The organism is Streptomyces sp. SID5910 (genome assembly GCF_009862125.1).
Classification (GTDB): Bacteria; Actinomycetota; Actinomycetes; order Streptomycetales; family Streptomycetaceae; genus Streptomyces.
In genome coordinates, this window is record NZ_WWHX01000190.1 from 1 (window position 1) to 9,510 (window position 9,510).

Consider the following 9,510-nt stretch of genomic DNA (forward strand, 5'->3'; position numbering starts at 1 on the left):
CCGAACGCCAGAAGTTCTGGGTGGCGTTGCCGTTGAACCAGCCGGCGTCCACGGTGATGTCACCGTTGATCTGCGTGTCGTCCGGGTTGAGTCCGAGCCCGGAGACGGAGGTGTAGAAGCCGAGTTGGGCGTTGATGCCGTTGTAGGTGCCCGGCTTCATCAGGAACTGGTAGCGCCCGCTGCCGAACTGGCTCGTCTCCTGCTGGGCGAAGACCTGGTCGAACTTCTGCTGGAGGTTCGGCGTGGAGGGGTCCACGACGATGACGTTCGGACCCAGGTCACCGCCGCCCTCGACCGGGGGAGTGCCGGTCGTGCCGGTGTGGACGGCGACCTCCCACAGCGAGTAGCCGTAGCCGGTGGCGCGGACCGTGCCCTGGACGCGGACGTACCGGCCCGAGCCGCTGACGTCGTAGGAGGCCTTGCCGCCGGTGGCTCCCGTCACGCTCTTGAGGGTGTGCCAGCTCTGTCCGTCCGAGGAGGCCTCGATGCGGAACTCCTTGGCGTAGGCGGCCTCCCAGCTGAGGTCGACCTTGCACAGGTCCCGTACCGCACCCAGGTCGACCTGCACCCACTGCGGGTCGGACGCCTGGCTGGACCAGCGGGTGCCGGCGTCGCCGTCGAAGGCGGCGGAGGCGGGGGTCCCGGCGTTCTCGACGGAGGAGGCGGAGGCGGGCCTGCCGCGGGCCGCGTTGTCCGTGCCGCAGGCACCGGGCGTGGTGCCGCCGGTGGTGCCGAAGACCTGGAACTCCCACAGGGAGTAGCCCCAGGGGGTGGCCCGGTGGACGCCCTGCATCCGGACGTAGCGGCCCTGCCCCGAGACGTCCAGGGTGTCGGTGCCGCCGTCGCCGCCGGTCACCGTCTTCGCGTCGGTCCAGGTGTTCCCGTCCGGGGAGAGCTGGATCCGGTAGTCCTTGCCGTACGCGGCCTCCCAGTCGAGGACGACCCGGGTGACGGAGGCCGTGGCGCCGAGGTCGACCTGAAGCCACTGGTTGTCGCTCGCGGCCGACGACCACCTCGTGCCGGTGTCGCCGTCGACGGCGTTGCCGGGGGCCGTTCCGGCGTTCTCGGTCGACGAGGCCGTGACCGTGCGGCCCTGGGAGAGGGGGGTGTCGGCCGCGGAGGCCGTCACCGGTGCGGGAAGGGTGACGAGCGCCGCCGTGGCGACGAGCGCGACACCCAGGGATCTGAGTCTCATGCGTGAGCTTTCTGCGGGTGCGGACAGGGCTGTCGGGGCGAACGGCTTTGTGAAGCCGCTTAGTTCAAGCTGTGATTTAAGTGGTGAGGCATCAATCGGGCAAGGCTTTGGACGAGAGAAAAAGCCCGCGGCCGAAAATGCCCGCGGGCTCCCCGGCTCCCCCCGAGGAGCCCGCTCCCCCTCAGTCCCCGGCCGCCGCGAAGACCCCCGCCCGCGCCGCCGCCACCGCGGCTTCCGCGGCGCGGTCCGCGGCCGCCTCGTCGAGCGGCTCGCCCGTGGTCAGCAGGCGGTAGTACAGGGGGGCGGACACCGCGCGGATCACCTCGCGCGTGTCGGTGCCCTCGGGCAGTTCGCCGCGCTCGACGGCCCCCCGGGCGCAGGGCTCCCACTCCGCGATTCGGGTGTCGTAGAAGCGGCGCAGGGCGGCCGCCGCCTGCGCGTCACAGGTCGCGGCGGCGATCATCGCCTTGAACAGCGCGCCCTGCCGCGCGTCGGCCAGCGTGCGCTGCACGAGACGGGCGTTGGCGAGCAGGTCGCCCGCGAGGCTGCCCGTGTCCGTGCGCGGGAGGGACTGCTCGGCCATGTCCGTGAGCAGGTCCGCGACCAGGTTGGCCGGGGTCCCCCAGCGGCGGTAGACCGTGGTCCTGCCGACCTCTGCGCGCCGGGCCACGTCGGCGAGGTCCAGGCCGGCCAGGCCGTGCTCGGCCAGGGCGTCACCGGCGGCCCGCAGCACGGCGGACCGCACCCGAGCCGTGCGGCCACCCGGGCGGACGGTGCCCGGCTCCACGCTGTCAGACGTCATAACGGTACTCCGGTTCCATTAGGCGCTGGTTCGGTGCTAGTCTCTGGACATCTTAACGGAACGCACGTCCCGTTAAATGGTTGGTGTCCGTCCTGCCGCGTTGCCGGCGGAACGGCCGAACGAGGGGATACGACGATGGAATACAGGCGACTGGGCGCGTCCGGGCTCATGGTTCCGGCACTCAGCTTCGGCGCGGGCACCTTCGGCGGACGCGGGGAGCTCTTCGGCGCGTGGGGCGACACCGACGAGGCGCAGGCGCGCAAGCTGGTCGACATCTGCCTGGAGGCGGGGGTGAACATGTTCGACACCGCCGACGTCTACTCCGCCGGCGCGTCGGAGGAAGTGCTCGGCGCCGCCCTCAAGGGACGCCGCGACCAGGTGATCATCTCCACCAAGGCCGGCCTGCCGACCGGCGACGGACCCGCGGACGCGGGCACCTCGCGGGCCCGGCTGATCAAGGCGGTCGACGAGGCCCTGCGCCGGCTGGACACGGACTACATCGACCTCTTCCAGCTGCACGCCTACGACGCGCGGACCCCGGTCCACGAGGTGCTGTCCACCCTCGACGACCTCGTCCGCGCCGGAAAGCTCCGCTACACCGGCGTCTCGAACTTCAGCGGATGGCAGCTGATGAAGTCGCTGGCCGACGCGGACCGGCACGGGTACCAGCGGTACGCGGCGCACCAGGTCTACTACTCCCTCGTCGGCCGGGACTACGAGTGGGAACTCATGCCGCTGGGCGTCGAGGAGGGTGTCGGGGCCGTCGTCTGGAGCCCCCTGGGCTGGGGACGGCTGACGGGCCGCATTCGCCGTGGGCAGCCGCTCCCCGCCGGCAGCCGGCTGCACGCCACGGCCGACTACGGCCCGCCCGTCGAGGACGAGCAGCTCTACCGCGTGGTGGACGCGCTCGACGCCGTCGCCGAGGAGACGGGCAGGACCGTCCCCCAGATCGCCATCAACTGGCTGCTGCGGCGCCCGACCGTCTCCTCGGTCCTCATCGGGGCCCGCAACGAGGAGCAGCTCCGGCAGAACCTGGGCGCCGTCGGCTGGTCCCTGACCGAGGACCAGGTCGCCCGCCTCGACGCCGCGAGCGCCCGGCCCGCCCCCTACCCCTACTTCCCCTACGAGCGGCAGGAGGGCTTCGCCCGCCTCAACCCCCACCCCCTGGCGAAGGCGGGCGCGGGCGCGGCCCCGTTCCAGGGCTGAGGCGTCGCAACGGGAGCGCGGGGCAGGGGCATTGTCAGTGCCGTACTGAAGAATGCGGCCGAAAGCGAGATCAACACCGGCCGGACCGGGTAGGCGGTCTCGAGTCACTGACCTGGAAAGGCCATGCCGATGCCGCCCACCGCCCTGCTCCCGCAGACCGCCGCCCCGCGCGCGACCGGCCGCCCCGCCCGGCTCGGTGCCGTCCCTCCCCTCGGCGCCGTGCCCGCCCCGGGGCGCCGGCGGCCCCGCACGGGCGGCGGCCCCCTCAGCACCGCGGAGTCCGACGTCCTGCGGATCGTCTCCGACACCCGCACCCCCGTCTTCGTCACCGTCCGGGAGGGCGGCCGGCGCAGATACAGCTACTGGCGGCCGCTGGACTCCGCCACCGGCAAGGGGGGCTGCTACGTCGCCCTGCCGACCGCCGAGTGCGACGCGCTGCACGCCGCCGGCCGGATCACGCTCGGCGACCCCGTGACCGACCCGGCCAGGACGACCTACCGGGTCAGCGCCGTCCGCACCGCCGCCCCGCACCTGCGCGCGGTGCGGGACCGCGAGCGAGCGGCCTGACGCACCGAGCCCGGACTGGTGGGCGGCGGACCACTCCGATAGCTTGCTCGTGTGGCCCCGCGTTCTCCCCCGTGCGCGGGGCCACACCAGTGAGCTGAGCCTCGTGATGCCCGACGCGCCCGGTGAGGCGGGGCGCGGACCGGGCAGAATCCCTCACAACAGGCCGAGCGGCGGCAACCGCGGCTCGCGGTGCGAGAGAGGTGTCGGTGCGTGGGTGAGCGGCAGGACCGGGAGTGGACGGCGATGACCCCGGGGGACTTCGACCGGGAAGCCCCGCTGCGGCTGAACGTGGGCACGGGTCCCGCCACCGTCCCGGCCGAGCCCGACGAGTACGGCACGGCACCCCTGTTCGGCGACGAGGCCCCCGAGCGGGCCACCCCACGCCGCGACCGGCCGCGCCCGAAGCCGGCCGGCGCGCAGGAACGCCTTTTCTGACAGCACCCCGACGTGTGACCGGACGTGCGCCCCGACGTGCGGCCGGGCGTCGAGTCGCGCCACCGGACAACCGAACCCCGCCCGTCGTGCTCGGAACTGCTCGAAACGGCTTTGCATCGAGCACGTATTGACATGTCCGGGCCGGGCCCGCCAGAGTCGTGCACCGACAGCGCTCCGGCGGTGACGCGGACAGCTCACCGGGGGAGTCTTGTCGTTCTGCCCGAAATGCCAGCTGTGCCACGCCTGTTGCCTCGGGACGCACCGGTCGCCCCCACGCGCACGCGGGCCGCAGCGCCGACCGACCCCGGAGGGCACCATGAACGGTCAGTCCCGAGCGCGTCTGCTCGCCGCCGCCCTGGCCGCGGCGCTGCTCACGGCCGCGGTGCCGTCGTACGCGGGCCCCCGCGACGCCTCCGCCGCCGCCGACGGCCGGCTCGGCGAGGCCACCGGCTTCACCGCGGACGGCGACACCTACACCGTCTCCTCGGGCGACGCGAAGCTCCGCATCAGCTTCCCCGACGACGACCTCTTCCGCGTCCGCCTCGCCCCCGACGGCCACTTCACCGACCCGGCGAACGACGACCCCGCGGACCCCGAGGCCCCGGACGCCGACATCGTCGTCAAGACCGACTACAAGGGCGCCCACTCCAGACACACCGAGACCCGCGACGCCTACGTCATCCGCACCGACGAGGCGACCCTGACGGTCACCAAGTCGCCCGTCACCCTGGCCCTCGCCGACGAGCACGGCAAGCAGCTGTGGCGGGAGACCGCACCGCTGTCCTGGTCCGCCGACGGCACCGCGCAGACCCTCGGACAGGGCGCCCGGGAGCAGTTCTTCGGCGGCGGCATGCAGAACGGCCGCTTCAGCCACCGCGGCCAGAGCATCGACATCAGCCGCGACTACGACTGGAACGACGGCGGCAACCCCAACGCGGCGCCGTTCTACCTCTCCAGCAACGGCTACGGCGTCCTGCGCAACACCTTCGCCCCCGGCCGCTACGACTTCGGCGCACCGGTGCGCACCACCCACCAGGAACAGCGCTTCGACGCCTACTACTTCGTCGGCGACGCCAAGCAGGTCATCGACGGCTACACCGAACTCACCGGCCGCCCCGCCCTGCTGCCCATGTACGCCATGGAACTCGGCGACGCCGACTGCTACCTGCACAACGCCAACCGCGGTGAACGCGAGACCCTGCGCGACTCCCGCGCCATCGCCGACGGCTACGCCAAGGAGGGCATGCCACTCGGCTGGATGCTCGTCAACGACGGCTACGGCTGCGGCTACGAGGACCTCCCCGCGACCGGCGACATGCTGCACGGGCACGGCTCCGAACTCGGGCTGTGGACCGAGGCCGACCTGACCGAGCAGGAGTCCGAGGTCGCCGCCGGCGTGCGGGTGCGCAAGACCGACGTCGCCTGGGTCGGACCCGGCTACCGCTTCGCCCTGGACGCCTGCGAGAAGGCCCGGGACGGCATCGAGCAGCACAGCGCCGACCGGGCGAGCGTGCTCACCATCGAGGGCTGGGCCGGCACCCAGCGCTGCGGCGCGACGTGGAGCGGCGACCAGTCCGGCTCGTGGGACTACATCCGCTGGCAGATCCCCACCTACGCCGGTTCCACCATGTCCGGGCAGCCCGTCACCACCGGCGACGTCGACGGCATCTTCGGCGGCAGCGCCGAGACCTATGTGCGCGACCTCCAGTGGAAGATGCTGCTGCCGATGACCTACGCCATGAGCGGCTGGGCGGCGAGCGACAAGCAGCCCTGGCGGTACGGCGCGCCCTACACGGCGATCAACAAGAAGTACCTGCTGCTGCACGAGCGGCTGCTGCCCTACCTCTACACGCACCTGGCGAACGCCTCGAAGACCGGCGTCGGCCCCACCCGCCCCCTGTACCTCAACTACCCGAACGACCCCGACACTTGGGGCGACAAGGCGAAGTACGAGTTCCTCGCCGGCGACGACCTCCTCGTCGCCCCCGTCTACGAGGACAGCGACGTCCGCGACGGCATCCACCTGCCCGAGGGCCGCTGGGTCGACTACTGGACCGGCCGCGTGTACGAGGGCGGACAGACCCTGGACGGCTACCAGGCGCCGCTGGACACCCTCCCGCTGTTCGTGCGCGCCGGCGCCGTCGTGCCCATGTTCCCCGAGGGCACCACCGACTGGGCGCAGGGCAAGAAGTCGGGCCGCCTCGACCTCGACCTCTACCCCGAGGGCGACTCCGCCTTCACCCTCTACGAGGACGACGGCCGCACCCAGGCCGCCGCCAAGGGCGAGTCGGCCACGCAGCGCATCACCGTGAGCGCGCCCGACGCCCGCCGCCGCGGCCCCGTGGACATCCGCATCGGCGCACTCAAGGGCGCGTACGACGGCAAGCCCGCCCAGCGGCGCTACGGCCTGACCGTGCACACCGACACCGACCCGTCCGGCGTCCGCGCCGACGGCAAGCGGCTGCGCGAGGTGGCGTCCGAGCGCGCGCTGGAGGCCGCGCCGTCCGGCTGGTACTACGACGCCGGCACCGGCGTCGTGCACGTCAAGACCGCCCAGGTCTCCTCGGGCAAGCAGCTGACCGTGCGCATCGACGGAGCCGCCTCCGTCGGCGGCACCCACCCCGAGGACCGTGCCGTCGCCCTCCACGCCCGTACCGCCGCCATCGGCACCATCGGGGAGTCCCAGCAGGTCGACGTCGCCGTCACCAACGGCACCGGCAAGCCGGTCACGGTCACCGGATCGGCCGTCGCCGCCCCCGAGGGCTGGCAGGTGGCCGCGGCCGGGCCAACGGGCACCCGTGCCCTGCCCGACGGCGGCACCTTCACGGCGCGCTTCACCGTGACACCCCCGAAGGGCGCCGCCCCGGGCAAGTACGACCTCTCCGCCCGGGCCTCGTACACGACCCGGCAGCACGGCACGTACTCCGTGGACACCCGGACCGCCACCACCCTGGCGCACTCCTCGCTCGCCTCGGCCGCCGACAACGTCGGCGTGACGAAGCAGGACGACCCGAAGCCCGGCGACATCGACGGCGGCGGCTCCAGCTTCATCGCGGAACGGCTGGCCCAGAAGGGCGTCACCCCGGGCGCCGCCGTTCAGGCGAACGGCTTCTCCTTCACCTGGCCCGACGCGGCACCGGGCACCCCCGACAACGTGACGGGCAAGGGCCAGACCGTCCAGGTCTCCGGCGACGAGAAGGGCAACGCGCTGGCCTTCCTCGGCACGGGGACCAGCGGCACGGCCGAGGGCACCGCGACCGTCCACTACACCGACGGCACCACCACCGAGGCCAAGCTCGGCTTCCCCAACTGGTGCTGCCTGCCCGCCGACCAGTACGGCGCGAAGACCGCGATCACCACGAAGGGCAAGAACACCCCGGCCGGCCCCGCCTACGACACCGTCGACTACCGCCTCTACACCAAGACGCTGCGCATCGACCCGGCCAAGGACGTCGCCGCCGTCACCCTGCCGGCGAACAGCGCCGTGCACGTCTTCGCGATGGACGTGGGTGACGAGGAGGTCGTGCCGCCGGCGATCCCGGACGGCCAGTACGCCCTGGCCCACACCGGGGGCGACGAGCAGCTGGAGGCGCCCGGCGACACGGACGCGGGCCAGTTGCGGGTCGGCGCGGCCTCCACGTCGGCGGCGCAGAAGTGGAACGTCACCCGGAACGACGACGGCACCTACCAGCTGAAGAACGCCGGCAGCGGCCTCTGCGCCGACGTGGCCGGCAGTTCCCAGGCCGCCGGTGCCACGGTGGTCCAGTACACCTGCACCGGCACCGCCAACCAGCAGTGGAACGTCACCGCGCAGGACGGGACGCTCACCCTGAAGGCACGGCACAGCGGACTCACCCTGACCGCCGGCGCCGACGGCCTCGTCGTCCAGTCCGCCGACGAAGGGGGAGCCCGGCAGCGCTGGCGGGCCACGCAGAACTGACCCGCGCGCACCGCACCGGTCCCGCCACGGCCCACGGCACACGCCCGGGCCGTGGCGGGGCCGTTGCCGCCGTGTCCCGCTACCGCGCCAGCGCCGGGGCGGGCCCCATGACGACGACCGGCCTCCGGTCCGGGTCCAGGGCGCGCAGCAGTGCGCGCATGTGCTCCTCGTCCAGGGACACGCAGGCGTTGGTCGGCCCGCCGTGGTCCACGTGGATCCACACCCCGCCGCCCTTGCCCTCGCCCAGGGGCCGGGTCTTGTCCAGCGGGGTGGTGCCGGGCACCCGGTTGTAGTCGACGGCGATCACGTAGTCGAAGGAGCCCTCCAGGTCCTCACCCAGGTGGCCGGTGCCCGAGAGCGCGAACTCCGGGTCCTGGTCGTAGGGCAGGCGGGTGCCCGGGTCCGGCAGCCGGCCTCCCGCGTCACTGATGCCGTAGACGCCGACGGGCGTACGCAGGTCTCCCGCGCTGTGGCCCTCCGTCCAGCCGCGCAGCCCGTTGTGCGCCGACCAGGGGCCCGCCACGGCCTCCCAGCCCCGCACGGGGTGCCGTTCGTAGAGCACCACCTGGGCCCGGTTGGCGTCCTGTGACGCACCCCGGACCACCAGGACCTGCCCCGCGGCCGCGGGCACCCGGGCCCGGACGGCGGGCCCGAGCCCGGGAAGCGGCCGGGCGGTGGGAGCCGCCGGAGCGGGGCGGGGCGACGCCTGCCGCGCGGGGGGTCCGTCGGGCGTCCGCGAGGCGCAGCCCGTTCCCAGCAGGCCGGTGCACATCACCGCGCCGACCCCCAGGGCCAGGGCTTTCCTGACGCTCATCTCAACCTCCGGTTCGGTAGGTGGGCACCTCATTGGTTGACCACCCGCGCGACCGGGTCGTGCCGACGCCCCGGGTCTCGCCCGTATGGCGCACGACGACATCGTGCGCGGGGAGTGACGGAAGGGGCCCCCGACGCCGCCGGACAGCTCGGACCGGGCGGCCGCGGACGCACCCGAGGGCGCAACACCGTTCATGCTCGGACCCCTTACTCACTGGTGAGGCGCGGACATGCCGTGTAGCGTCAGAGACAGATGTCGTGGTTCGACCCGACCGCCCGCACCGTGGTGCGGGCGGTCTGCTGTGCAGTGCCTTGGACCCGACGACCACCTCCGGGTCCGCGCGGTGCGGATCCGATATCGGCTGAAAGGCAAAGGCATGGCCAGCGGTACCGTCAAGTGGTTCAACTCGGAAAAGGGCTTCGGCTTCATCGCGCAGGACGGCGGCGGCCCCGACGTCTTCGCGCACTACTCCAACATCAACGCCAGCGGGTACCGCGAGCTCCAGGAAGGCCAGGCTGTCACCTTCGACATCACCCAGGGCCAGAAGGGCA

8 protein-coding genes are annotated in these 9,510 nt (G+C 72.9%); 5 read left to right on the plus strand and 3 right to left on the minus strand.

Going from position 1 to position 9,510, the window contains the following annotated elements:
• The coding region (locus tag GTW67_RS06460) for a discoidin domain-containing protein (protein ID WP_161163832.1) at positions 1-1,195 on the minus strand (1,195 nt) is incomplete at its 3' end.
• A gap of 181 nt (positions 1,196-1,376) precedes the next feature.
• Complete coding sequence (locus tag GTW67_RS06465; protein ID WP_161163833.1) at positions 1,377-1,997, minus strand: TetR/AcrR family transcriptional regulator; 621 nt, start codon at positions 1,995-1,997, stop codon at positions 1,377-1,379.
• 135 nt (positions 1,998-2,132) lie between these two features.
• Here GTW67_RS06465 and GTW67_RS06470 point away from each other — a divergent pair, with 135 nt between their 5' ends.
• From GTW67_RS06470 to GTW67_RS38105, 4 genes are all read left to right on the plus strand, one after another.
• Positions 2,133-3,203, plus strand: coding sequence for an aldo/keto reductase (locus GTW67_RS06470; protein ID WP_161163834.1), 1,071 nt, complete (start codon positions 2,133-2,135; stop codon positions 3,201-3,203).
• Between the two features lie 123 nt (positions 3,204-3,326).
• The gene (locus GTW67_RS06475) at positions 3,327-3,770 is read left to right on the plus strand and encodes a hypothetical protein (protein WP_524539750.1); all 444 of its coding nucleotides are present in this window, start codon (positions 3,327-3,329) and stop codon (positions 3,768-3,770) included.
• A gap of 210 nt (positions 3,771-3,980) precedes the next feature.
• Positions 3,981-4,205 carry a hypothetical protein gene (locus GTW67_RS06480; protein WP_161163835.1) on the plus strand — a complete coding sequence of 75 codons (225 nt, stop codon included), beginning with the start codon at positions 3,981-3,983 and terminating at the stop codon, positions 4,203-4,205.
• Between the two features lie 316 nt (positions 4,206-4,521).
• Entirely contained in the window at positions 4,522-8,145 is a 3,624-nt protein-coding gene (locus GTW67_RS38105) for a TIM-barrel domain-containing protein (RefSeq protein ID WP_161163836.1), read from the plus strand.
• 79 nt (positions 8,146-8,224) lie between these two features.
• Here the strand turns inward: GTW67_RS38105 and GTW67_RS06490 are convergent, their stop codons facing one another.
• On the minus strand, positions 8,225-8,959 hold the full coding sequence (locus GTW67_RS06490; RefSeq protein ID WP_161163837.1) for a L,D-transpeptidase family protein: 735 nt from the start codon (positions 8,957-8,959) through the stop codon (positions 8,225-8,227).
• Between the two features lie 376 nt (positions 8,960-9,335).
• On the opposite strand from GTW67_RS06490, the gene GTW67_RS06495 reads away from it, so the two are divergent.
• On the plus strand, positions 9,336-9,510 hold a 175-nt coding region (locus GTW67_RS06495; protein ID WP_161163838.1), incomplete at its 3' end, for a cold-shock protein.